Raw genomic sequence first — 23812 nt, 5'->3', positions numbered from 1 at the left:
GAAACAGCCAATAACACTCGGGGTTTGTGCTTGAACCATGTGGCAATGAATTGCCTGTTTTCTTACCTGCGCACAAACGCACAAGGCCGCCAATCCAGAAGATTGGCGGCCTTGTGTTCGAGCGGAATGATTCAATCCGAAGCGTTAACCGGATATCACGTCTCACGCAGTTGCTTACAACTGCGCTTGACGCTCAACACGACTTTCTCACGCCCCGGTTTTTTCACCGTACCAGCGCGGGGTGTAAATCCAGACGCCGCCGTCACCGCGCGGGAAGGTGCAGGTAGTCGAAGAACCAATCAACACCATGGTGCGCATATCCACTTGCTCGGGGGTTAAGGCGCCGAGTGTCGTGGTGCGCAGGGTCTGGCCCGGACGGCCGATGTCGCGACCCAACACCACGGGGGTTTCAGGTGCGCGATGCTGCGCGACAATCTCCAGCGCCCGGCCCAGTTGCCACGGACGCGCCCGGGAGATCGGGTTGTAGAACGCCAACGCCAGATCCGCTTCAGCGGCCAGATCCAGACGTTTTTCGATGATCGACCAAGGCTTGAGATTGTCCGACAGCGACATCACGCAGAAGTCATGGCCCAGTGGCGCCCCGGCCTGTGCGGCGGTGGCCAGCGAAGCGGAAACACCCGGGAGAATTTCCAGGTCGACGCTGTGCCACGCCGGGTCCGTCGACTCGTGCAAGGCTTCGAGCACCGCCGCCGCCATGGCGAACACGCCGGGATCACCCGAGGACACGACAATCACCGAGCGCCCTTCGGCAGCCAGCCGGAAGGCGTGACGGGCGCGCTGCATCTCTTCGCGGTTGTCGGTGCAGTGCTGCACTTGATCGTCGCGAAACGGCCCGGCCATGCGTACGTAGGTTTCGTAGCCGAGCACATCGGTGGCGCGGGCCAGTTCGGCCTTCACCGCTGGCACCATCAGTTCGGCAGCGCCGGGGCCGAGGCCGATCACGGCGAGACGGCCGCGTGGCCGGCCAATGCTGGAAACATCCAATGGCTGTTCGGCGACCGCGATTGCCATGCCGTGGCTGACCACAACTTTAGCCTCAGGCACTGCGGCACGTGCCAGAGTTTCGATGTCGCTTTGCGCCGCAACGAAGCGCAGCGGCACACCCAGCTCAAGCGCCGCTTCACGCAAAAGTGGCGAAGCCATTTGCGTCTCGCTGGCCAACAGACAGGCCAGCGACTGCACGGCGATTTTCGCCTGCTGCAACGCGCGGCGAACGGCATTCGCCAGGTCAGCTGTTTCGGCACTCACCGCCACCGCGACGCTGCGTGGATAGATCAGCAACTCACTGGCACTCGCCTCACGCGCGGCACTGCCGACATGAATCGAGCGCTGCGCCTGCGGATCTTCCGGCAATTGCGCCTGATCCAGCCACGGCGCCGCGCCTTCGATGCGCACGCTGTGACCGGCCAACAGGTCGGAGACAAAACACTTGCCCAGTTCCAGATCGCCCAGGGCATAACCGCTCGGAGGGTTGAGCAGGCACGTGCCAAAACGCAACTCGCCACTGGTGGTGATCGCGGCTGCGACTTGCAGCCCGGCAGCGATGTCGCGCGCCATGACATTCACCCCGCCGAGGCCACCCAACAGCGGCACCACGGCGCTGCCGTCTTCGGCCACGGCGAGTACCGCAGGCTCGGCGCCCTTTTCCAGCAACAGCGGCGCCAGCGTACGGATGACGATGCCGGCCGCGCACAGAGCAATGATCGGCGTGTCCTGCTGATACAGCGCACGCAGGGTCGCGCCGAACTCCTGATAGGTGCAATCGGCGCCTTCGACGCGCCCGGCGAGGCCGTGGATCTGCGCCGCCGGATAGACCTGCTGAATGCGCCGTGCGGTGGCCAGGCTACCCTGGCCGAGAATGACGATGGCTGGCGTAGATTGAGTCATCAGCCTTGCCACCGTTCGCCCGGCACAATGATCAGCGAGAAGTACGGCGACGACATCGGCTCGACCTGATCCATCGGCACGATCTTCTGATTGGCCATGGTCGCACGCTCGACATACAGCGCGCGTTCGGCCAGACCCAGTTCTTCGAGGACCTGACGCACTTTGGGGAAATTGCGCCCCAGCTTCATGATCACCGCCGCGTCGGCATCGGCCAGACGCCGCTTCAACTCTTCATGGGGCAACACGCCCGAGAGCACCGACAGGCTCTGATTGCGATACACCAGCGGCGCGCCGAGCACCGAAGCGCCACCCAGCATCGAGCACACGCCCGGCACCACTTGGGCTTCGTAACGGCTGGCGAGGCGATCGTGCAGGTACATGTAGGAGCCGTAGAAGAACGGATCACCTTCACAAATCACCGCCACATCGCGACCGGCATCCAGGTGTGCGGCGAGCGTCTCGGCGGCTTCGTCGTAGAAATCGCTGATGACCTGCTCATAGGACAGCGGCGCCGGCAGCGCTTCTGTGGTCACCGGATAGACCAACGGCAACAGGTTCTGCGCCTGTTGCAGATGCGCTTCGATGATGCCGAACGCGTTGCCCTTTTTGCCCTTGGCGACGAAGTACGCCACCACCGGCGATTCGCGCAGCAGGCGCAGGGCTTTGACGGTAATCAGCTCCGGATCCCCCGGGCCGACGCCCAGGCCAAGCAAACGTCCTTTGGCCTGCATCATTCGATCTCCGTGGCGAGGGCGTTAACGGCGGCGGCGGCCATGGCGCTGCCACCGAGGCGGCCTTGCATGATCACGAACGGCACGCCACGGCTGTCGGCGGCCAGGGCGGCTTTCGACTCGGCGGCACCGACGAAGCCGACCGGGAAGCCGAGGATCAGCGCCGGTTTCGGTGCGCCGGCGTCAAGCATTTCCAGCAGATAAAACAGTGCGGTCGGCGCGTTGCCGATTACCACGACGCTGCCTTCCAGATGCGGACGCCACAGCTCCAGTGCGGCGGCGGAACGGGTGTTGCCCAGCTCGCGCGCCAGCTCCGGCACGCTCTCGTCACGCAAGGTGCAGATCACTTCGTTGTTGGCCGGCAGGCGCGCACGTGTCACACCTTCGGAGACCATCCGCGCATCGCAGAGGATCGGCGCACCGGCGGCGAGCGCATCGCGCCCGGCCTTGCCCGCACCTTCGGAGAACTGCAGACCGTCAATAGCCTCGACCATGCCGCAGGCGTGAATCACCCGCACCGCGAGTTTTTCCAGATCGGCCGGGATGCGCGCCAGATTGGCCTCGCGGCGAATAATCGCGAAGGAGTTGCGATAAATCTCCTGACCATCGCGGATGTAATCAAGCATCAAAGGGACTCCGAGAGCGGGCGGCGAGCAGGGTCGCGGCCGCTTCAATAGTAAGGTTGCGTGCGTGCAGCGCGCCGAAACCCGGCAGCGTCGCATCGCGAAAATAGAGGTCGTAATGACCGGCACTGACGGCCAGCAACGTCGCCGGGGCACAGTGGGCGGCAGCGCAAGAGCGCGTGCAGCCACTGAGGTGGACGTTGGGGGCCGAGGGCAGCAACGTCGCCAGATGGCGGGCGTCCTGCTTGGTGTCGGCCAGGCCTTTGCCGCAGCCACTGGCACCGGTGCAAGCGATCAGGCGTGAGAGGGGCTCGGTAGCGCGGGTCAACAGGTTCAGTTGCTCAAGACCTTCCAGCACCTGAGCCGCATCACTTGCTTTGACGCCCGGCACCAGCAGGCTTTGCCAAGGCGTAAAACGCAGGCTGCCATTGCCGAACTGGCGGGCCAGTTGCGCAGCCCCGCGCAGCATCGCCGGATCGAGACGGCCCAGCGCCGGCACCGCACCGATATACACCTGACCCGCAGTGTTTTGCGGATGAACTCCGATGTGCAGATTGTCCGCCACGGCGGTGCGCTGCCAATCGCTGATCGGCTTGATCGGCAAACGTGCGCTCAGTTGTTGCAGAAACGCCGGCATCGGCAATTCATCGAGCAAATGACGCATGCGCGTCTGCTCGGGACGTGCCAACGCCAGGAACAACTCCAGCACCGCCACCACCAACGCATGGCCGTGCTCCAGCGCCACCGCGCCGACCGCGCGATCCGTCGGGCACCCGGCCAGGCCGAACGCCAGCCAGGTTTTACCGTCACGCGCGAACGCCGACAACCACAGGTCGTGGGGATGTTCGAGCATCGCCAGCGCTTCACCGCCATCCAGTTGCACGGCGAATTTGGCGCTCAGCTCGTGGAACCGTGGATGGCTTTGCAAAGTATCGAGGATCTGCCCGGCGAGGCCGCGCGTGTCGATCTGCATCTGCCGATCAATGCCGGCAGCGGGGCTGAGCATCAGGTTGCGCACATCGTCACCGGCCGCCGTGCGCGGGCCGAGACCGGCGGCGAGCAAGCGTTCGATCAGTGCCGCAGATTGCTCACCGATCCCGCGAATCTGCAGATTGGCACGGTTGGTCGCCTCGATCGCCGCGCCGAACTGTTCGGCGGCATCGGCCACCGCGTCGGCCTGATCGACGCTGATCGAACCGCCATTGAGCTTGATCCGGCAGATGCCGCCGTCCAGTGCCTGGACGATACGCAGTAACCCCGGGCAGGCCGAGGGGCGTAAGGCGGTGGACATCGGACGTTCGTTCAAGGGGCTGACCGGCTGCGTGGGAAAGGCGCTTCGCGGGCGAAGGCGCGGTATTATGCCTGCTTTGTCCGCTGGCATGAAAAGACTGCCCGTCGGAACGGCGTGTTTAGAGGAATATAGATGTCACCCTGGCTGACGGTAGTGGGAATCGGTGAAGACGGCTTCAAGGGCCTGGGCAAAAACGCCCGGCGTGCCCTGCTGGGCGCCTCGCGGATCGTCGGTGGCCAGCGTCAACTGGATTTGCTGCCGGTGTGTATTCGCGGCGAACGCCAGTTGTGGCCGAGCCCGTTCTCCCTCGCGCCGGTGCTGGAACAGCGTGGCGAAGCAGTTTGCGTATTGGCCAGCGGTGACCCGATGTTCTACGGCGTCGGTGCCAGCCTCGCCCGCCAGGTGCCAAGCGAAGAGATGCTGATCCTGCCCGCCCCGTCGTCCTGCTCGCTGGCCGCCGCCCGCCTCGGCTGGCCGTTGCAGGAGGTGGTGACGCTGTCGCTGGTGGCCCGACCGCTGGCGGCGCTCAATGCGCAATTGTTCAGCGGCGTGCGCCTGTTGTTGCTGAGCAACGATGGCCAGAGCCCGGCAGCGGTGGCGCAATTGCTCGGCGAGCGCGGCTTCGGTTCGAGTCGCATGAGCGTGCTTGAGCATCTTGGCGGTGACGCCGAACGGCGCATCGACAGCACCGCCAATGCTTGGAATGCCGCGTCCGTGGCCGACCTCAATGTCATCGCCATCGAATGTCTGGCCGACGCACAGGCCCCGCGCCTTTCGCGTCTCGCCGGACTGCCGGATTCGGCCTTCCAGCACGACGGCCAGTTGACCAAACGCGACGTGCGCGCCATCACCCTCGCCCGCCTCGCCCCGACCCCCGGCGAATTGCTTTGGGATGTCGGCGCCGGCAGCGGTTCGATCGGTATCGAGTGGATGCGTACGCATCCGAGCTGCCGCGCCTTGGCCATCGAAGCCGATGATGGTCGCCAGCAATTGATCGAGCACAACCGCGATGCACTGGGCGTGCCCGGTTTGCAACTGATTCGTGGCAAGGCACCGCAGGCACTCGCGGGGCTGGAACGCCCGGACGCCATCTTCATCGGCGGCGGCGTCACCCGTGTAGGGGTGTTCGAAACCTGCTGGGAACACCTCAAACCCGGTGGCCGTCTGGTCGCCAACGCAGTGACGCTGCAAAGCGAAATGGCCCTGATGAACTGGCGCGAACGCTTCGGCGGCGAGCTGACGCGTATCCATGTCGCCCAGGCGCAGCCGCTCGGCGAGTTCGACACCTGGCGCCAGGCACTGCCGATCACCCTGCTCGATCTGGTCAAACCCCTCGATGCGTGACGAAACCGCGGAACAACCCGCGCCCCTGCGCAGCGGCCTGACCACCGGTAGCTGTGCCACCGCGACCAGCCTGGCCGCCGCGCGCCTGTTGCTCAGCGGACTGGCGGCCGATGCGGTGCAGATCGTCTTACCCAAAGGCAAACAGGTGCAGATGCGTCTGGAGTTCTGCCGCTTGACCGATGATGGCGCCGAGGCCGGGACGATCAAGGATGCTGGCGACGACCCCGACGTGACTCACGGCGCGTTGCTCTATTCGCGTGTTCGGCTGCTGAGTGAACCGGGGATTCGTTTCAATGCCGGCGCCGGCGTGGGCACCGTAACGCGGCCGGGACTGGTGCTGGGTGTCGGCGAGCCGGCAATCAACCCGGTGCCACGCAAGATGATCAGTGATCACCTGACACTGCTTGCCACCGAAACCGGTTATGCCGGCGGCTTCGACGTCACGGTCAACGTCGAGGGCGGCGAAGCGCTGGCGCTGAAAACCATGAATCCACGGCTGGGCATTCTTGGCGGTTTGTCGATCCTCGGCACCAGCGGCATCGTCCGGCCATTTTCCTGCGCGGCTTACATCGCCTCGATCCATCAAGGCATCGATGTGGCGAAAACCAATGGTTATCTGCACATCGCCGCGTGCACCGGCAATGCCAGCGAAGACACCATGCGCCGGGTCTACAACCTGCCGGAAATCGCCCTGATCGAAATGGGCGACTTCGTCGGCGCGGTGCTCAAGCATCTGCGCAAAGTGCCTGTGGATAAACTCAGCCTGTGCGGCGGCTTCGGCAAGATCAGCAAACTGGCCGCCGGGCACATGGACCTGCACTCGCGGCATTCGAGCATCGACCTGCCGCAACTGGCTGACTGGGCCGCGGCGATTGGCGCCGACGAGGCATTGCAGCAAGGCATTCGTGAGGCCAATACCAGTCAGCAGGCGCTGGCCATGGCCAGTGCGGCGGGGGTTGGCCTCGGTGATGAGGTCTGCCGCCATGCCTTGAATTTCGCTCGCAGCGTGGTGCCCGCGCAGGTGCAGGTCGAGGTGTTTGCAATTGATCGTCAGGGCGGGATTGTCGGGCATGCCGGAGGTTTTGCATGAAGCGGATTTTGCTGCTCGGCGGCGTCACTGAGGCACTGGCGATTGCCCGCACGCTTGGGCCAGAACATATCTACAGCCTCGCCGGTGTTGGTCGGGTGCCGACGGATCTGACCTGTCAGGTCCGCGTCGGTGGTTACGGTGGCGCTGAGGGTCTGGCGCAATTCATTCGTGACGCAGGCATCGAGCTGTTGCTCGACGCCACGCATCCCTATGCCGCACAGATCAGCCAGAACGCCACCACCGCCGCACACCTGATCGGCATTCCCTGCTGGGCTTTGCGCCGCCCGGCCTGGCAGCCGCAGCCCGGTGATGACTGGCGCGAAGTCAGCGACTGGGCCGAGCTGATCACTGCCCTCAAGCCGTTTCGCCGACCGCTGTTCACCCTCGGCCGCGAACCGCTGCAGCACCTCAATGAAATCCCTGCAGACCAGTTCTGGACCTTGCGCGCCCTCGACGTCTACCCCGGCAACGAACGCTGCGAAGTGATCGGCGCGCGGGGGCCGTTTCTGCTGGAGGATGAGCGCGCACTGTTCGAACGGCGGCAGATCGATGTGTTGATCAGCAAGAACAGCGGCAGCACCGCCACCGAGCCGAAGCTGGAAGTGGCGCGCGAGCGTGGGCTGCCGGTGATTGTGTTGAAGCGACCGGGGTTGCCGGGGGTTGATCGGGAGTTTCGATCAGCGTCTGAAGTCCTTGAAGCCCTGACGTCGTAAGACTTTTCATCATTTCGTATTTATCTGTGAATTTACCTGCAAATTTTGAGGACGCAGCCGACTGTTCTTCACTACACCCTCACTCCAATACTTCGGTTCCTTTAATCCCTACAAGCAGCCAGCCGAGAAAAGCGGCTTGCCAGCTTGTATCCCAAGGAATACGATCCCGACATGATCTCTTTTGAACGATCCCGCATATTTTCCGAATGGCTCGACTCCTTAAAAGACATCAAAGGGAAAGGCCGAATCATCTCCAGGATTAAAACAGCCGAACATGGCAACTTCGGCGATTGCGGCTTCGTCGGTGACACCGTTTATGAAATGCGTGTTCATTACGGCCCTGGTTACAGAATGTACTTCACACGTAAAGGCGAAGTGATTTATCTGCTGTTGATCGGGGGCGACAAATCGACACAAAAGAGAGATATCAAACGCGCCGTGCAAATGGCTCATAACATCGGAAATGAGGAGTAAATCATGACCGAAGAATTCACCCGTTTTGACGCCGTCGAGTACCTTAAGACTCCCGAGGATATGGCGGCATATCTGGATGCCTGTTTTGACGACGATGAAGGCGATGGCGTTCTGATTCGTGCAGCACTCAATGACATCGCCCGAGCTCAAGGCATGACACAAGTGGCGCGGGATGCAGGTTTGGGCCGCGAAAGTCTTTATAAAGCGCTCAGTAGCACTGGCAATCCCGAATTCGCAACTATCATGAAAGTCATGAAGGCTCTGGGTTTGCGATTGCATGCCGTAACACTGTGAAGGCGCTGCGACACCAAACCGCACGACGCTTTTTTACTTATCGGCCCTGATCAGGCTAAATAGCCGCGCCTGATCGCCCACCCAATGGATCTGTCCCATGAACCGACACCGGCTAGCAATTGCCTGGATCGCCTGCTTTGCAGTGCTGTTCAACATGCTCGCCATGCCGATGACCGGGGCGATGGCGCAGGCGGCCAATTCACCGGCCGAGCAATTGCTCTGGAGCAGTTTCTGCACCGGCAGCGGGACCAAGATGGTGGCGATCAACATCGGCACCACCGAGCAAAAAGCCCCGACCAACGATACACATTCGAACATGCAGCACTGCTGGTGCTGCTCAGGCTCGGCGCCATTGGTCGCGTTGCCGGGACATTCGCCGCAGTTGTATTTCGCTCGCTATGAAAGCAACCGCAGCGTGGCGCCAGCCTCTCTGCAAACACCCACTCCGCGCCAGCAATGGCCGAGTCTCAATCCCCGCGCCTCCCCTCTGGTTTGATTTGTTCGCGCAATTGACCTGCGTTTCAAATCGTTCTGGAGAACTGCCATGTTGAACAAACTCATCATCGTCGCTGCGCTGCTGTTGCCGGCGTGCTTTGCCCATGCTCACGAATACAAAGCTGGGGAACTTGAGATCGCCCATCCGTGGTCGCAAGAGTTGCCGCCGAATGCACCGACGGTCGCCGCCTATTTCATCATTCACAACGCCGGCAAGACGGACGACCGCCTGCTCAGCGTCGACTCGCCTATCGCTCCCGAAGCGCAACTGCACGAACACGTGATGCAGGGCGATCTGATGAAGATGCAGCAGGTGCCGAGCGTGGAAATTCCCGCTGGCGGCAACGTGACGTTTGCGCCGATGGCCTATCACGTGATGCTGCTTAACCCGACCGATCGCAGCCTGCTCAGCGACGGCAAGCGCTTCGCGCTGACACTGCATTTCGAGAAGGCTGGTGACGTCACCGTCGAAGTCTCGGTGCAGAAGAAGCCGCCGGAAACCACGCAGGCCCACGCGCACGCCCAGTAAGCCTTCCGGCAGACTCCGCCCATGCGCCCGCTGAGCGTCAGGCCGCCAATGCAACGCCGTCAGACTCAACACCTGACTCGCGGCAGCTGGATCGCCCTGTTCGCCATGTTGATGATCTTCATCGGCCCACTGATTTCTCAGTCGATGCCGATGGATCAACACGCCTCGACATCGATGCCGATGAGCATGGACATGTCGATGGACATGCCGGGCATGGATCACGCGGGCCATGATGCAAAACCGAGCGCCGAACACTGCCCACCGCAATCCTCGCACCACGTGCTGTGGGAAAAATGTGGCTATTGCAGCCTGCTGTTCAACTGCCCGGCGCTGACTGGGGGCGGTGATTTCGTCGCCTTCAACATCCCGCCGCTGAACACCTTCACCCCGCCCTCCCCGCGCCTGGGCCACGCCCGGCAGACCTTCTTCCCCGGCGCCCGCACCCGCGCCCCGCCCGTCACAGCGTAAATACCGCACCTCTGATTGCACACGGTTGAGAAGACAGCTTCAGGCTGCCGGCCGTGTCGTTTACGACTGTTTGATGGAAATTGTCATGTCCAGGTTTTCTGCTGTTCCACGCTCGGGCGTTGCCCCGGCGTCCTTCGCTCTGAACGAATCGCGGGTTCGTTTCAGGCACGCTACCGCCGTCCTTTGCGGCGTCCTGCTGTCACCGCTGGTACTGGCCGATGATCACACCGGCCACCAGGAAGAACTGAGCCCAACGGTGATTACCGCGATCGCCCCGAGCTCACCGCTGACCATCGTCACCAACCCCAAAGACCCGCGCCAACCGGTGCCGGCCAGTGATGGCGGCGATTATCTGAAGACCATTCCGGGCTTTGCGCTGGTGCGCAATGGCGGCACCAACGGCGATCCGGTGCTGCGCGGCATGTTCGGTTCGCGCCTGAACATCCTCACCAACGGCAGCATGATGCTCGGCGCCTGCCCCGGCCGAATGGACGCGCCGACTTCGTATATCTCGCCGGAAACCTACGACAAACTCACCGTGATCAAAGGCCCGCAAACCGTGCTTTACGGCCCCGGCGCGTCGGCGGGTACGGTGCTGTTCGATCGTGAGCCAGAGAGCTTCGGCGAACTCGGCACCCGCGTGAACGCAAGCATTCTGGCCGGCTCCCACGGACGTTTTGACAAGGTTGTCGACGCCGCTGCCGGCGGCCCGTTGGGCTACGTGCGCGTGATCGGCAACACCGCGCATTCCGACGATTACCGCGATGGCAACAACGACATCGTCGCCTCACGCTACGACAAGTGGAACGGCGACATCGCAGTGGGCTGGACCCCGGACGCCGATACCCTGATCGAACTCACCGCCGGCAAGGGCGACGGCGAAGCGCGCTATGCCGGACGCGGCATGGACGGCTCGCAATTCCTGCGCGAAAGCCTCGGCCTGCGTTTCGAAAAATCCAACATCACTGACGTGCTGGAGAAACTCGAAGCGCAGGTCTACTACAACTACGCCGACCACGTGATGGACAACTACACCCTGCGCACGCCGTCCGGCACCGGAATGATGTCGGGGCCAATGGCGTCCAACGTCGACCGACGCACCCTCGGCGCACGGATCAAGGCCACCTGGCGCTGGGCTGATTTTCAGCTGATCACCGGCCTCGACGCGCAGACCAACGAACACCGCCAGCGCAGCGGCATGGGCATCGATACCTACAAGGATCAGCCGTACAGCAAGGACGCCGATTTCCATAACTACGGCGTGTTCAGCGAAATGACCTGGTACGCCGCCGACCGTGATCGGCTGATCAGCGGCGCCCGCATCGACCGCGCCTCGGCCAAGGATTATCGACAGGCCACTGGCTCGGGAATGATGACTCGCCCCAACCCGACCGCCGACGATACCCGCGCCGACACCCTACCCAGCGGGTTCATCCGCTACGAGCATGACCTCGCCGCCAGTCCGACCACGCTCTATGCGGGCCTCGGTCACGCGCAACGCTTCCCGGATTACTGGGAGCTGTTTTCGCCCAAATCCGGCCCGGCAGGATCGGTCAACGCGTTCGATTCGATCAAACCGGAAAAGACCACTCAGTTCGACTTTGGCGTGAACTACAAGAGCGCCGAACTTGAAGCCTGGGCTTCGGGTTATATCGGCGTGGTGCGCGATTACATCCTCTTTGATTACACCCCGGGAATGATGGGCATGAGCACCTCGCGCGCCGAGAACATTGACGCGCGAATCATGGGCGGTGAACTCGGTGCCGCGTACAGACTCACCGACCACTGGAAAGCCGATGCGACCCTGGCCTACGCCTGGGGCAAGAACAGCAGTGACGGCAAGGCTCTGCCGCAGATGCCGCCGCTGGATGCGCGTTTCGGCCTGACCTATACCGAAGACAACTGGAGCGCCGGTGCACTGTGGAGGGTGGTTGCCGCGCAAAATCGTATCGATCAGAACAAGGGCAACGTGGTCGGCAAGGATTACGACAAGAGTTCCGGCTTCGGCGTGTTCTCACTCAACGGTGCCTACCGGATCAACAAGAACTGGAAGGTCAGCAGCGGCGTCGACAACCTGTTCGGCAAGGCTTACGCCGAACACCTGAACCTGGCGGGCAACGCCGGATTCGGCTACCCGGCCAATGACCCGCAAGCGATCAATGAACCGGGGCGCACGCTCTGGACCAAGGTCGACATGAGTTTCTAACAAGAAAAGTCAAAAGATCGCAGGCTTCGCCAGCTCCTACATGGGAGCGCATACCCCCTATCGGAGTTGCCGAAGGCTGCGATCTCTTGATCTAAAAAATTCGCCAAGCGGAGCACACGTGATGAAACAGCCCAAACCGAATTTCTACAACCTGGCCTGGCGTTGGCATTTTTACGCCGGTCTCTTCGTCGCCCCGTTCATGGTGATGCTGGCCCTGACCGGCATCATTTATCTGTTCAAACCGCAGCTCGATTCGCTGATGTACAGCAGCTTGCTCAATGTCCCCGCCGGCCATCACACCGTCCCGGCCGAGGACTTGCTGCAACGGGTGAAAAGCGCTTATCCACAAGGCCAGATCACCCAGTATCTGCCGCCGGTGAACGCCGAGCGCAGCGCACAGTTTGTGGTGAAGAACGCCGGCCACGAACTCAACGTATTCGTCGATCCATACCACGGCGATATCCTCGGCGAACAGGATGCCAAACAGAACCTGCAAGCCATCGCCCGCGCCATCCACGGTGAATTGATGATTGGCACCGTCGGTGATCGGCTCATCGAAATGGCCGCCGGGTGGGGCGTGGTGCTGGTGGTGTCGGGACTTTTTCTGTGGTGGCCACGCGGTCAGGCCGCGGGGATTTTGTGGCCACGGCTGAACAGTCGCGGCCGCGTATTGTGGCGTGATCTGCACGCGGTCACCGGGTTCTGGGGTGCAACACTGTTGCTGGTGATGTTGCTCAGTGGCATGACCTGGACCGGTTTCTGGGGCAAGCAATACGCCCAGGTGTGGAACGTCTTTCCAGCGGCGATGTGGGACAACGTGCCGACCTCCGATGTCGAGGCGCGCAGCCTTAACAGCGCCACCCGCCAGACCGTGCCATGGGCGATGGAAAACACGCCGATGCCAATGTCCGGCGACCACGCCGAACACATGAACCACGGCGCCAGCAACGCCGGCCCCGCAGCACCCGCCATCCGCCTGCAAGACGTGCAAAACATTGCTACCCAACGCAAGGTCGAGCCGGGCTACAGCATCACCCTGCCGACCACCGCCACCGGTGTGTTCACCATCGCTGTGTTCGCCGATGACCCGCGCAACGATGCGACCCTGCATGTCGATCAGTACACCGGCAAGGTCCTCGCCGATGTGCGTTTCGAACATTACGGCACTGTGGCGCGGGCCACGGAAATCGGCGTGATGCTCCACGAAGGCAAGATGTTCGGCACCTTCAACCAGATCGTCGTGCTGCTGATCTGCCTGATGATTCTGCTCAGTGCCGTCAGCGGGGTGGTGATCTGGTGGAAGCGCCGGCCACAGGGCAAATTCGGCGTACCGCCGCTGCGTCATGACTTGCCGAAATGGAAAACCGGCGTGGTAATCATGTTGGCGCTGGCAGTGGTGTTCCCGTTGGTGGGGGCTTCGCTGGTGGTCGTCTGGTTGCTGGATCGATTGCTGCTATCGCGCTTTGACCGGCAACCTGAGTCTGCCTCGACGTAAATCCGACTCAATGTGGAGTGGCCGCCGACGGCGGCACACTCCTGCCGTGTTGCCGCTGGTTCGAGCGTTACAACTCGTCCCTGACTCGCGCACCACCCTCCGTTACAGGCTGCTGGCGACGCACTCTCCAGGCGGCGCCCATTCGTCCGGTCTGACGCCAGTAATGCCCGGCGAGCAGCACCCTGAATTCACCCAGTTCCATGAGTTGTGAAACAAACTCGCCCGGACTCAGCCGGCTGACCCAGCGCCCCGCTTCGAAATCCACAGGCCGGGCCAGCAGCAAATCCCTCTCGGCCTGCGAGTAAACGGGTGTGTACTTGATCAACACGTGGTTCGGCGTTGAGTAGTAATAATCCTGAATGTCGAAACCCTGGTTCTTCAGTTCATGCGTGTGCGCATGCACCCGCGCAGGCGAAGCGAAATTTGCTCTGACATCATCAGTGTCCGGTGCGAGCGTGGTATTGCCCGACAGATGGAACTGGTGGCTGGCCACGAGTGTGTAGCCATTGGGGTAACGCGCCGCCGGATTGCGCCAACTGATCGTCGGATCACTCGACGAGCGAAATATCCGCAGGACAGGGTCCTCGGCATGGGCAGACCAGACTATTGGCTCGAGCGGGACAAATCGACTGCTGGTCGACCGCGCCAGGATCGCGCCTTCGTAGCCGGCTTCACTGTGACCGGAATCGTCCGTGCGTTGTTGCGCATAGCGGGCGGCATCGTCAGGGTGATGAAAAATCGGTCCCAGCGCCGGCACCGGGCTATCTCGCCATCGCTGCTCGTTGGAAGTATCGGCCATACGCGGTTGCCAATGCTCATCCACTTGACCCTGCCGCGACCAGTAATCGCTGGTTTCAATCACGTCGAGCCGGCCGGCCTTGGCCATCCGGTGCACGTAGTCTTTAAATCTGAATCGGCCACTGGCAATGTCACGTTCATCGATCGCTGCCTGTTCACGCGATACAAACGCATTGGGGCGCAACTCAACCTGCCCGAAAGCGTCGTAGAACACGCCGGGTTCAAACGCATGCAATTGCAGCTTCAACAATGCGTCATCGGCACAGGAGATATAGATCGGTCTGTACCCCCGCGGCGTACTGGCCTGTCGGCAGGCTTGCTGAACATCGTTGGGAAGTACAAAGACATTTCGCATATCGTCAGGCCGTGCGCCGAGCGGAGGCAGCGCTGCGCGCAGATAAATCGAATCCTGTTCAAACCCTGAAGGCAGTCTTGCCTGTTCGAATACTCGATCCACAGCCAGGCCAGAGCGTTGCACATCAACGGGCAGGCTGGCGAGGAACAAGCCATCCCGAGAGCGCAGTATGAATCCGAACGTCTGGGTGTCCCTGCTCACCGAGATTTCATGAACATACCGGGCAACAGCATCTGCTTGAACGAACACTGGACTGCAAAGTGGTGCGCTCGCGGCTCTGGTGTAATCCATTAGAGGCTGCAGATCAGCAAAGAAAGGAACCCAGCGACTGATCTGGCGGGGCAAACCCCAGATTTCACTGCCGATGACAATTTGCAAGTAACCGGCCTTTGCCAAGGCGTCGACCCATTCACTCGGTTTCAGCTTGGCGCTACGTATGTTCTGTTTTATCGCATCGCCATCAAGGGACGCAGGAAGCGTTTTGTAATCCGTCAGAGCTGCCAAGAGATCTGCGCGCAGACGATCCCATATTCCTGGCTGATAGCGGATCAACGAACCGTCGGGTCCGAACAGGTATTCATCCCATGCCAGTCTTGGTAGCCGCTTGAAGGATGAGTACACGGTGTCGACAGACAGCATGTTCAGATAGATCTGCTTCTCAATACGAGAAAAAATGACCGACAGCTCCCTGGCCACTCTGGATCGATAACGCGCCGTGATACTGCAGCCAGCAGGAAATACCCCGGCGCCATTGCTTTCATCCGGAAAAATCTCGGTGATGTCGAAATCCTCCCGCGACACCTTGATGGGCGCAGAGGCTACGTAAAGGCCGTCGGGGCGTTTCAGAATGACGCCGCCAAAAGGTTTGTCCGTGACCAGCGGCAAGCTCGATCTGGCAAACGCTGCGGCATCGTCAGCACTCTGAAAAACCGGGCCGAGCCAGCGCCGCTGCAGATTCGCGTAGGGCTGCCACGTTGGCCTGACCATTCCTGACCGATCCCAGCACGCGCTTGTTCGCAACACCGAGAGTTCGCCGCTTTCAGCGACCGTATGGACGAAATCCGTCGGCAGCCACTCGCCGGACGCGAGCCCTCGCTTGATCGAGTCGAGTGTTGTCTGAGACGTGTCGTCATGGAACAACTTGCTTGCCTGACTCCTCGCATACTTGAGCAGAGCACCGTCCCGAGTGGCAAGATAAAACGCGGCGGGGCTTGAAGCGATTACAGGCCGACGGCGACCGTAGTACATGGCTGTTGTCAGGATGTCTGGCGAAACAAAATACTGCGCCAGCCAGTCTTCAGGGCTGCTCGAAGATGCTTCTACTTTCTGATGCGCATAAAAGCTCCCATACATGTCGAAGCCTTCCGGGTATTGATGCCACGGCGCCGACCGTCGAGAGGCGAACACCAACGCCTGCCGAAAAAGATTGCTGTCTTGACCGCTGACTGGAAACAGTTCCGTGCCGATGTATTCCTCTCGATCCTTGTGCTTGAGGATGAATCCGAACCAGCCACGGTTCTCATCGTGCAAACGCCTGTCGCCAGCAAACAGATACTGTGCCGCGTCGTCCGCCGAAGAACAGACAGGACCGTACATGACGAACTCCGGCCGCTTCCATGGCAAAGGCCGAGGAGAAGATGGCCGGGGCGAAGACGACGAAGGATACGGGGGCAGCGACGGCTGAGGCAGGGACGGCGTAGGGAGTGCAGGTATGGGTGACGTCGGTTCTGCGGAGGTTGACCCGGCGGATTCTGACATGCTCCAGCCCGGTAATATTTGGCCGCGATGGCCCCACAACTCGTTGTCCGTCAGGTTGAACAGCCAGCCGGCGGCGGCCTGCTCCCTGATGAAGTCTTGCGGTCGCTTGCTGCCCTTGTCCAGACCTAGAGCCAATGGACCGGGATGCACGCGTGTTCCCAGGCGTCGCGCCAGATCCTTCGAAGCCGGGGTTGCGTAAGGTGCAAACCTGACCAGACTGTTCATGGCAGCAGAGCAATACAGAACGGTGTTATCGAGCAATACCTGCCGGACCTCTTCTACACTCAACATTTGCAGGCTTAGTAACGCCTCCTGGAGCGTCCACTGCCGGGAACTGATATTGACCGGCTCAAGCTGCGTGAGCGCGACGTGGGAGACATATCGGGCATGCACCACGTGGTCGTCAGGGAAAACCGGACGCCCTCGATTATCCCGAGGATAAAGTCGCCCCTGGTCCAGCACATCGATATCCCCTTCCAACGGCTCGGTGACCACAAAGCGTGTGTCGCTGCGCTGAAATACATAGCCTGCGTACTGGCGGTCACGGCGAATGCCGACTTGTTCGTGGGCATACCGAACGGCGTCATCGGCGGATAAAAACGCCTGACTCAAGGGCGGCCAAGGGAAGTTCGCGAAGGGTATCCATTCCAGGCCCACCCTCCCCAAACGTGCCCAGAGCGCGCTGCCCCGCAACACCTCAAGCCGGCCCGCCAGTATCAGCATCGAGACAAATTCCCGTGGCGACAATGCTCCAGTCAGCAACCTGGATTGCACCCCGGCGTCGGTGATCGACCCGTCGGAATGCTCGACGCTCAGTGCCGCTTCTATCTCGCTGCCGCTGAAGCTGTACTTCAACATGGACGCATCGCTGGCCTGCATGTACAGCGACAAAGGTCGACCGGCCACAGCCAATTGCTGACTCCTCTTGTGACACGAAATGGCCAGAGCAATGTCCTGTGGCGTGAAGAAATTCTCGTAGAGCCACGGCTGAGCAGGAGTGAGCCGCGAAGGGTCAGGACGGGAGGCGTAGTAAAAACCTTCCAGCCTATAGCCTTCAGGCAACCGTAATTGACCGTCATCACCCGCCGCAAAGTTCTTCGCTGGATCCCATGACGCGAGCCCGAACGGGCGTGCATGGGTCGCGACATACTCATTGCCAGCAGTCTTCTTCAGCAGTAACCCCGAGTCCTGTGCACCTCTTGATTTCAGTGCAGCGAGTACCGCCCGCTCGACAGTGGAGCAAATGCGGGTCATCAAAGGTAATTCGGTCACACTGCCCGTTGAAAAACCCTGGCCTGGTTGCCAGTCCGGCGGTACGACACCCACCGAATGCCCCCAGTCTGCACTTGAAACGAGGACTTTCAGTTCACCGACAGATGCAAGCTTATTGATGATGCTCATCACGTCACGAGTCCAAGGCTCACGCCCTGGTCGTGCACCTGCCTCGTGCCAACGGTAGTAATCGAGTTCCGCTTTCGAACCACTGGGCGAATACTTGAGCAATGTTCCATCGGGGCCGGAGAGGTATGAACTACGAAAATAGGCGCGCCCATCCACATCCCCCATGAAATCGCTACTGGAGAAGAAGTTGATGAAGAGTCGCAGGTTCATTTCATCCAGTTCTGGATAGGCCTCACCTACGACATCGTGAAGAGCGGCATGGCTGTGAATGTTTGCAGCAAACCGATACCCCTTGGGCGGCTCCAGCTCTCCCAGCGCATCAAAGTCGATGATGGTGCTCAAATCAAAGGTGGTGGCCTCTCCGGGTATCGGTGAAGTGGCCACGAATTTCCCATCCGGCCGCAGCAAAATCACGCTGCCATATTCCATTTCCGGCTTGGGCGGTATGCGCGTATGAACCCAATACGCAGCATCCTCCTCTGACAGAAACGGCGGACTCAGGGGAGGTAGCCTGGATTTTCGGGACTCGGTTGCGGCACGTCTGGATGGGACTGAACTATTACTCATGATAGAAACCTGCGAAGAACAATCGGGATAACGATCAAATGAGTGTGTTGCTGCACGCGCCGTGAGCCGAGATACATGTTTATCGTTTATGTATCTTCATCTTCCCGCTCAGTAGTGCGCCCCAATCTGGCGCGCCCGGACGCACCAGCGCCCGTCAGATGTCCTCTACTGGTGCGCGCCCCCACCTTACAACCGCTCTAACACGACATTTTCCTGCCCGATCCCGACCGGGCACAGCCCTTGCAAAACACACCTTCAGTCGTCCGCATCTGCCAACCAGAAAAATTAAATGTTCATGGAGATCGCACAATGAAGCGTCGCAGTTTGATCAAGGCTTTCACACTCACGGCATCCATTGCCGCGATGGGCATGACCTGGACTGTCCAGGCTGCCGAGACCATCAAGGTCGGGATTCTGCATTCGTTGTCCGGCACCATGGCGATCTCCGAAACGTCGCTCAAAGACATGGCGCTGATGACCATCGACGAAATCAACGCCAAGGGCGGTGTGAACGGCAAGATGCTTGAGCCAGTGGTGGTTGACCCTGCATCCAACTGGCCGCTGTTCGCCGAAAAGGGCCGACAGTTGCTGACCCAGGACAAGGTCGCCGTGGTGTTCGGCTGCTGGACTTCGGTGTCGCGTAAATCGGTGTTGCCGGTGTTCGAAGAGCTCAACGGTCTGCTGTTCTACCCGGTGCAATACGAAGGCGAAGAAATGTCACCGAACGTCTTCTACACCGGCGCTGCGCCGAACCAGCAAGCGATCCCGGCGGTTGAATATCTGATGAGTGAAGAAGGCGGCAGCGCCAAGCGCTACTTCCTGCTCGGCACCGACTATGTCTACCCGCGCACCACCAACAAGATCCTGCGTTCGTTCCTGCACTCCAAAGGCGTGGCCGACAAGGACATCGAAGAGGTCTACACGCCGTTCGGTCACAGCGACTATCAAACCATCGTCGCCAACATCAAAAAATTCTCCGCCGGTGGCAAGACTGCGGTCATCTCGACGGTCAACGGCGACTCCAACGTGCCGTTCTATAAAGAGCTGGCCAACCAGGGTCTGAAAGCCACCGACGTGCCGGTGGTAGCGTTCTCGGTCGGTGAAGAAGAACTGCGCGGCATCGATACCAAACCACTGGTGGGCAACCTCGCGGCCTGGAACTACTTCGAGTCCGTGGAGAATCCGGTGAACAAGAAGTTCGTCGATGACTGGAAGGCTTACGCGAAGAAACACAACTTGCCGGGTGCCGACAAAGCCGTGACCAACGACCCGATGGAAGCCACTTACGTCGGTATCCACATGTGGGCGCAGGCGGTCGAGAAAGCCAAATCCACTGACGTCGACAAAGTCCGCGAAGCCCTCGCCGGCCAGACCTTTGCCGCGCCGTCGGGTTACACGCTGACCATGGACAAGACCAACCACCACCTGCACAAGCCGGTGATGATCGGCGAGATCCAGAGCGACGGTCAGTTCAACGTCGTGTGGCAGACCGAAGGGCCGATTCGCGCACAACCGTGGAGCCCGTTCATTCAGGGCAACGACAAGAAGCCGGATTATGCGGTGAAGAGCAACTGAGTTATCCCGCTCAACCTGATCGTTCCCACGCTCTGCGTGGGAATGCCTCAACGGGCGCTCTGCGTCCGCTTTGGGGACGCGGAGCGTCCCGGGCTGCATTCCCACGCGGAGCGTGGGAACGATCACTACGCAAGGCCACGCATATGCGCACTGCCCTCTACCGCTTGCTTCTAGCCATCGCACTATTGCTGCCGATGGTGGCCCATGCCGGCGATGCCGAAGACTTCGTCGCGGCCAATCCCGTGCAACAAGCCAAACTGCTGGAAACCTGGGCCGCGCAGCCCGATCCGGCGCGTATCGAACTGATCAACGCCCTGCAACAAGGCGAGTTGACCATCGACGGCCAACCCAAAACTCTGCGCCTGAACAATCGCCTGCGGGGTCTGATCGATACCGCCATGGCCAGCCACCAATTGCTCGCCGCCGACGCCAAAATCCGTCTGACTGCCGCGCAGCAATTGCAGAAAAGCGCGAAACCCGCGCAGCTGAAATTCCTCGACCAGCAACTCGCTGGCGAAAAAGACGAAAGCGTCCATGCCGCTCTGAGCCTGGCGCTGGCCAATCTGCAACTGGTCGATAGCGACCCGGCGGTGCGCCTCGCCGCCGTACGCCTGCTCGGCGAAACCGGCGACCCACTGGCGCGTACGCGTCTTGAAGGCTTGCTTGAACCCGGCGTCGAGAGCGATGCCGGCGTACGCACCGCCGCCGAAACCAGCCTCGCGCAAGTCAAACGCAAACTGCTGATCGGCGAGATCCTCGGCCAGGCGTTCAGCGGCATGTCGCTCGGCTCGATCCTGCTGTTGGCCGCGCTCGGTCTGGCGATCACGTTCGGCCTGCTCGGCGTGATCAACATGGCCCACGGCGAAATGCTGATGCTCGGCGCCTACTCGACGTACGTAGTGCAGTTGATGTTCCAGCGCTACGCACCGCAAGCCATCGAGTTCTACCCGCTGATCGCCCTGCCGGTGGCGTTTTTTGTCACGGCGGCAATCGGCATGGCCCTGGAGCGCACGGTAATTCGCCACCTCTACGGCCGGCCACTGGAAACCCTGCTCGCCACCTGGGGCATCAGCCTGATGCTGATTCAGCTTGTGCGTTTGTTGTTCGGCGCGCAGAACGTTGAAGTCGCCAACCCGGCATGGCTGTCGGGCGGGATTCAGGTTTTGCCGAATCTGGTTCTGCCATACAACCGCATCGTCATCATCGCCTTCGCATTGTTCGTCGTCGTGCTGACTTGGCTGCTGCTGAACAAGACCCGCCTCGGCCTCAACGTTCGCGCCGTCACTCAGAACCGCAACATGGCCGCCTGCTGCGGCGTGCCGACCGGGCGCGTCGATATGCTCGCCTTCGGCCTCGGCTCTGGCATCGCCGGCCTCGGCGGCGTGGCGCTGAGCCAGATCGGTAACGTCGGCCCGGACCTCGGCCAGAGCTACATCATCGACTCGTTCCTGGTGGTGGTGCTCGGCGGCGTCGGCCAGTTGGCCGGTAGCGTGTTCGCGGCGTTCGGCCTGGGCATCGCCAACAAGATTCTTGAACCGCAGATCGGTGCGGTGCTTGGCAAGATCCTGATCCTCGCGCTGATCATTCTGTTTATCCAGAAACGTCCGCAAGGCCTCTTCGCACTGAAAGGACGGGTGATCGACTGATGAACCAGCCTCTGTTAGTCACGGCCACACAAAAGGCCGGACCGAAAATCACGATCGCGGTCGGCGCGGTGATCCTCGCGCTGCTGATTGCCTTGCCGCTGCTGTCGTTGTTGCCGGCGGAAAATGCCCTGTCGGTCTCGGCATACACGCTGACGCTGGTCGGCAAAATTCTCTGCTACGCCATCGTCGCGTTAGCGCTGGATCTGGTCTGGGGCTATGCCGGATTGCTGTCACTGGGCCACGGTCTGTTCTTCGCCCTCGGCGGTTATGCGATGGGCATGTACCTGATGCGTCAGGCCGCCGGTGATGGCTTGCCGGCGTTCATGACCTTCCTGTCGTGGAGCGAATTACCGTGGTACTGGACCGGAACCAGCAGTTTCCTCTGGGCGATGTGTCTGGTGGTGCTGGCGCCGGGATTGCTGGCGCTGGTGTTCGGTTTCTTCGCCTTCCGTTCGCGAATCAAAGGCGTGTATTTCTCGATCATGACCCAGGCCCTGACGTTCGCCGGCATGCTCCTGTTTTTCCGCAACGAGACCGGGTTTGGCGGCAACAACGGCTTCACCAATTTCCGCACGATTCTCGGTTTCGGCATCACCGAACCGGGCACCCGCGCGGTGCTGTTTCTGGCCACGGTGTTGCTGCTGGTGGCAAGTCTGTTCATCGGCTGGCGCCTGGCGCAGAGCAAGTTCGGCCGGGTGTTGACAGCGTTGCGCGATGCAGAAAACCGCTTGATGTTCTGCGGCTACGACCCACGCGGTTTCAAGTTGTTCGTGTGGGTGTTGAGTGCGGTGTTGTGTGGCCTGGCCGGGGCGTTGTATGTGCCGCAAGTCGGGATCATCAATCCGAGCGAAATGTCGCCGACCAACTCCATTGAGGCGGCGGTATGGGTCGCCCTTGGTGGTCGCGGCACGCTGATCGGGCCGCTGCTCGGCGCCGGTGTGGTCAATGGCATGAAGAGTTGGTTCACCGTGGCGTTCCCGGAATACTGGCTGTTCTTCCTCGGCGCGCTGTTCATCGTCGTGACGCTGTACTTGCCCAAAGGCGTGATCGGTCTGCTGAAGAAACGAGGTGAACAATGAGAGTCACGGCGAGCGCTGAATTCATGTTAGAACCGGCCTTTTTCCCCGTCGAACCGAACAAGGACGAGGGCACCAGTCGCGACTCGATCGGCCTCGGCCAGCGCGTCGGCCCGGGTCTGGATACCCGCCACGGCACGATCCTCACTCTGGAAGACATCAGCGTCAGCTTCGATGGCTTTCGCGCACTGAACAATCTCAACTTGTACATCGGCGTCGGTGAGTTGCGCTGCATCATCGGCCCCAACGGCGCGGGCAAGACCACGCTGATGGACGTGATCACCGGCAAGACTCGCCCCAGTCACGGCAAGGCCTGGTTCGGTGAAACCCTCGACCTGACGCAGATGAGCGAAGTGCAAATCGCTCAGGCCGGCATCGGTCGCAAGTTTCAGAAGCCGACCGTTTTCGAAGCGCTGAGCGTGTTTGAAAACCTGGAACTGGCGCAGAAAACCGACAAGTCGGTGTGGGCCAGTCTGCGTGCGCGCCTCAGTGGCGAGCAGAAGGACCGGATCAGCGAAGTGCTGGAGACGATTCGCCTGACCACCTCGGTCAATCGTCAGGCCGGGTTGCTCTCTCATGGTCAGAAGCAGTTTCTCGAGATCGGCATGTTGCTGATGCAGGACCCGCAATTGCTCCTGCTCGATGAGCCGGTGGCGGGCATGACCGATGCAGAAACCGAGTTCACCGCTGAACTGTTCAAGTCGCTGGCGGGAAAGCATTCGCTGATGGTGGTGGAGCATGACATGGGCTTTGTCGGCTCGATTGCCGACCACGTCACCGTGTTGCATCAGGGCAGCGTGCTGGCCGAAGGGTCACTGGAGCAGGTGCAGGAAAACGAGCGCGTCATCGAGGTCTACCTCGGCCGCTGAACATTGCGAATACAAAACCTGTGGGAGCGAGCCTGCTCGCGAAAGCGGCGCATCAGGCGATGAACATGCTGAATGTCACACCGCATTCGCGAGCAGGCTCGCTTGT

The 23812-nt window shown here is 61.0% G+C and carries 19 protein-coding genes; 14 read left to right on the top strand and 5 right to left on the bottom strand.

Going from position 1 to position 23812, the window contains the following annotated elements; all coding sequences use genetic code 11:
• Positions 1-207 precede the first annotated feature (207 nt).
• The 4 genes from cobJ to cobG are packed head-to-tail and all read right to left on the bottom strand — an operon-like array spanning position 208 to position 4553.
• Entirely contained in the window at positions 208-1908 is a 1701-nt protein-coding gene (gene cobJ, locus J0G10_RS04155; protein ID WP_220557542.1) for a precorrin-3B C(17)-methyltransferase, read from the bottom strand.
• On the bottom strand, positions 1908-2642 hold the full coding sequence (locus J0G10_RS04150; RefSeq protein ID WP_407082799.1) for a precorrin-2 C(20)-methyltransferase: 735 nt from the start codon (positions 2640-2642) through the stop codon (positions 1908-1910). Before J0G10_RS04150 ends, cobJ begins: the two co-directional genes overlap by 1 nt.
• Complete coding sequence (locus tag J0G10_RS04145) at positions 2639-3265, bottom strand: precorrin-8X methylmutase (RefSeq protein ID WP_093430238.1); 627 nt, start codon at positions 3263-3265, stop codon at positions 2639-2641. Before J0G10_RS04145 ends, J0G10_RS04150 begins: the two co-directional genes overlap by 4 nt.
• Entirely contained in the window at positions 3258-4553 is a 1296-nt protein-coding gene (gene cobG, locus J0G10_RS04140) for a precorrin-3B synthase (protein ID WP_281062911.1), read from the bottom strand. The genes J0G10_RS04145 and cobG overlap by 8 nt, the downstream gene beginning before the upstream one ends.
• Positions 4554-4685: 132 nt before the next feature.
• On the opposite strand from cobG, the gene cbiE reads away from it, so the two are divergent.
• From cbiE to J0G10_RS04090, 10 genes are all read left to right on the top strand, one after another.
• A complete protein-coding gene (cbiE, locus tag J0G10_RS04135) occupies positions 4686-5897 on the top strand; it encodes a precorrin-6y C5,15-methyltransferase (decarboxylating) subunit CbiE (RefSeq protein ID WP_220557538.1) in 1212 nt (403 codons plus the stop codon).
• Positions 5890-6987, top strand: coding sequence for a cobalt-precorrin-5B (C(1))-methyltransferase (locus J0G10_RS04130; protein WP_095047347.1), 1098 nt, complete (start codon positions 5890-5892; stop codon positions 6985-6987). Before cbiE ends, J0G10_RS04130 begins: the two co-directional genes overlap by 8 nt.
• The gene (locus J0G10_RS04125) at positions 6984-7700 is read left to right on the top strand and encodes a cobalt-precorrin-6A reductase (RefSeq protein ID WP_220557536.1); all 717 of its coding nucleotides are present in this window, start codon (positions 6984-6986) and stop codon (positions 7698-7700) included. The genes J0G10_RS04130 and J0G10_RS04125 overlap by 4 nt, the downstream gene beginning before the upstream one ends.
• A gap of 171 nt (positions 7701-7871) precedes the next feature.
• Complete coding sequence (locus J0G10_RS04120; protein ID WP_095126118.1) at positions 7872-8174, top strand: type II toxin-antitoxin system RelE/ParE family toxin; 303 nt, start codon at positions 7872-7874, stop codon at positions 8172-8174.
• 3 nt (positions 8175-8177) lie between these two features.
• Positions 8178-8468 carry an addiction module antidote protein gene (locus J0G10_RS04115; protein ID WP_095126119.1) on the top strand — a complete coding sequence of 97 codons (291 nt, stop codon included), beginning with the start codon at positions 8178-8180 and terminating at the stop codon, positions 8466-8468.
• Positions 8469-8565: 97 nt separating this feature from the next.
• Positions 8566-8964, top strand: a complete 399-nt coding sequence (locus tag J0G10_RS04110) for a DUF2946 domain-containing protein (protein ID WP_095047345.1) — start codon at positions 8566-8568, stop codon at positions 8962-8964.
• Positions 8965-9012: 48 nt separating this feature from the next.
• A complete protein-coding gene (locus J0G10_RS04105) occupies positions 9013-9492 on the top strand; it encodes a copper chaperone PCu(A)C (protein WP_095047344.1) in 480 nt (159 codons plus the stop codon).
• A gap of 21 nt (positions 9493-9513) precedes the next feature.
• The gene (locus J0G10_RS04100) at positions 9514-9960 is read left to right on the top strand and encodes a DUF2946 domain-containing protein (RefSeq protein ID WP_220557534.1); all 447 of its coding nucleotides are present in this window, start codon (positions 9514-9516) and stop codon (positions 9958-9960) included.
• 85 nt (positions 9961-10045) lie between these two features.
• Positions 10046-12166 carry a TonB-dependent copper receptor gene (locus tag J0G10_RS04095; protein ID WP_220557532.1) on the top strand — a complete coding sequence of 707 codons (2121 nt, stop codon included), beginning with the start codon at positions 10046-10048 and terminating at the stop codon, positions 12164-12166.
• A gap of 121 nt (positions 12167-12287) precedes the next feature.
• Positions 12288-13661, top strand: a complete 1374-nt coding sequence (locus J0G10_RS04090) for a PepSY-associated TM helix domain-containing protein (protein WP_095047341.1) — start codon at positions 12288-12290, stop codon at positions 13659-13661.
• Between the two features lie 67 nt (positions 13662-13728).
• Here J0G10_RS04090 and J0G10_RS04085 read toward each other — a convergent pair whose 3' ends face one another.
• Positions 13729-18402, bottom strand: coding sequence for a DUF4329 domain-containing protein (locus tag J0G10_RS04085; protein ID WP_220557530.1), 4674 nt, complete (start codon positions 18400-18402; stop codon positions 13729-13731).
• 447 nt (positions 18403-18849) lie between these two features.
• Between J0G10_RS04085 and urtA the strand changes: the two genes are divergently transcribed.
• The 4 genes from urtA (at position 18850) to urtD (ending at position 23706) form a co-directional block, all read left to right on the top strand.
• Positions 18850-20115: an urea ABC transporter substrate-binding protein gene (gene urtA / locus J0G10_RS04080; RefSeq protein WP_095047339.1), complete on the top strand. Its 1266-nt coding sequence runs from the start codon at positions 18850-18852 to the stop codon at positions 20113-20115.
• A gap of 143 nt (positions 20116-20258) precedes the next feature.
• On the top strand, positions 20259-21761 hold the full coding sequence (gene urtB / locus J0G10_RS04075) for an urea ABC transporter permease subunit UrtB (RefSeq protein ID WP_220557527.1): 1503 nt from the start codon (positions 20259-20261) through the stop codon (positions 21759-21761).
• The gene (urtC, locus tag J0G10_RS04070; RefSeq protein WP_095126125.1) at positions 21761-22840 is read left to right on the top strand and encodes an urea ABC transporter permease subunit UrtC; all 1080 of its coding nucleotides are present in this window, start codon (positions 21761-21763) and stop codon (positions 22838-22840) included. The genes urtB and urtC overlap by 1 nt, the downstream gene beginning before the upstream one ends.
• Positions 22837-23706 carry an urea ABC transporter ATP-binding protein UrtD gene (gene urtD, locus J0G10_RS04065; RefSeq protein WP_095047336.1) on the top strand — a complete coding sequence of 290 codons (870 nt, stop codon included), beginning with the start codon at positions 22837-22839 and terminating at the stop codon, positions 23704-23706. The genes urtC and urtD overlap by 4 nt, the downstream gene beginning before the upstream one ends.
• Positions 23707-23812 lie beyond the last annotated feature (106 nt).

The sequence above is a fragment of the Pseudomonas germanica genome, assembly GCF_019614655.1.
Taxonomy (GTDB): Bacteria; Pseudomonadota; Gammaproteobacteria; order Pseudomonadales; family Pseudomonadaceae; genus Aquipseudomonas; species Aquipseudomonas neuropathica.
This window is presented reverse-complemented; position numbering and strand designations above follow the sequence as displayed.